Origin of the sequence: Nocardia sp. JMUB6875 (assembly GCF_041154655.1) — a bacterium.
Taxonomy (GTDB): Bacteria; Actinomycetota; Actinomycetes; order Mycobacteriales; family Mycobacteriaceae; genus Nocardia.
In genome coordinates, this window is record NZ_BAAFGR010000384.1 from 1 (window position 1) to 1,535 (window position 1,535).

General features: G+C 70.2%; 1 protein-coding gene and 2 pseudogenes. 2 read left to right on the plus strand and 1 reads right to left on the minus strand.

The window, feature by feature from the left end; all coding sequences use genetic code 11:
* Nucleotides 1-516 (minus strand): annotated as a pseudogene (locus tag ACAM49_RS40085) (LysR substrate-binding domain-containing protein); the annotation flags it as partial.
* Nucleotides 517-533: 17 nt separating this feature from the next.
* On the opposite strand from ACAM49_RS40085, the pseudogene ACAM49_RS40090 reads away from it, so the two are divergent.
* Nucleotides 534-1,160, plus strand: a pseudogene (locus ACAM49_RS40090) (PrpF domain-containing protein); the annotation flags it as partial.
* Between the two features lie 22 nt (nt 1,161-1,182).
* Nucleotides 1,183-1,368, plus strand: coding sequence for a PrpF domain-containing protein (locus ACAM49_RS40095; RefSeq protein ID WP_369640723.1), 186 nt, complete (start codon nt 1,183-1,185; stop codon nt 1,366-1,368).
* Nucleotides 1,369-1,535: the final 167 nt, after the last annotated feature.

Below are 1,535 nucleotides of genomic sequence, written 5' to 3' on the forward strand. Positions count from 1 at the left end.
GGGTGGGGGCCAGGGCTACGCCGATGCCGGCGGCGACCATGGCTTGGGCTTCCTGGTAGTCGTGGGCCTCGTAGGCGATCGTGGGTTCGAATCCGGCTGCGCGGCAGCTGCGGTCGAGGGCTTCGGCCACGGGGTGGTTGTCGGCCCGGGTGATCCAGGGGTCGTCGGCGAAGTCGCGGAGGGTCACGGTGTGGCGGTTTGCGAGTGGGTGGCGGTCGCTGAGCAGGAGGGCGGTGGGTCGTTGAGCAGCGGGATGACGACGACGTCGTCGCGGTCGATGCGGCACCAGTCGTAGTCCCACATCAGGGATAGCTCGATCTCGCGGTTTTCCAGCATTGCCCACAGTCCGGCGATTCGGCTGCTGCGCACGGTCAATCGGATCTGCGGGTGTGCTTCCTTGAACGCGATCACCGCGGGCGGGAGCAGGGAGGCGCCGACGGTGGGGAAGGTGCCGATGCGCAGTGTGCCCGCTCGCAATCCCGCGTAGTCGGCGAGTTCGTTTTCGGCGGCGAGCAATTCGCGCTGAATCCACGGTGCTGCTGGCCGCCTTCGACGCCGCCGATCCGCGTCAGATCGATGGCGTCGGCGGTGCGTCGTCCACGACCTCGAAGGCCGCGATCGTGCGGGCTTCGACCGAGCCCGGCATCGACATCGAATACGCCTTCGCTCAGGTCGGCATCGGTGACGCGCGGGTCGAGTGGACGAGCAACTGCGGCAATTGCGCGACCGCGGTGGCCCTGTACGCGGTCCACCATGGCCTGGTGCCGATCACCGCGGACACCACCACCGTGCGGATGGTCAACGTCAACACCCGCGCTCGCCTCACCGGCACCATCCCGACGCCCGGACGGGTCGCCCCGGACGAGGGCCTGGCGACGGTGCCGGGCACCGACGCACCGGGTGTGCCCGTACTGCTCGGTTTCGAGGACCCGGCGGGCTCGACGACCGGGGCGCTGCTGCCCACCGGCTCCGCGATCGACACGCTGATCGGGCCGACCGGAACGTTCGAAGCGTCGCTGGTGGATGCGGGCGCTCCCGCGGTCTTGTTGGACGCCAAGGCTTTCGACCTCGACGGCAGCGAATCACTCGATCGATTCTCCGCCGCGGTGCCGGAGCTCACCGCGCTGCGTCGGCAGGCCGCCCTCGAGATGGGCCTGGCCCGGCCGCAGGATCCGACCAGCCATGCCGGTGCCCAAGGTCGGAGTCGTGGCGTCGCCGGTGCCCTATCGGACCACGCAGGGCGCCGACGTTGCCGCCGACGACTACGACCTGGCCGTCCGTATGGTGTCCATGCACGCTCCGCATCCCGCGATCGGACTGACCTCGGCGGTGGCACATTGCGCCTGGGCACACCCGCAGGGGTTCTGACCGTCGCGCTCGAGCCCGGAACCCCGTCCGCGTCGTCCACGGTCGTGTTCGAGCGCGCCGCGCGCCGCATCGCGCGGGCAGAACTCCAGGTCCCGATCCCCGCCTTGCTGTAGCTAGGGCCTGGCTGATGGGGCGAGGGCCTCGAGGGCTGAGGTGAGGGTTGCGGG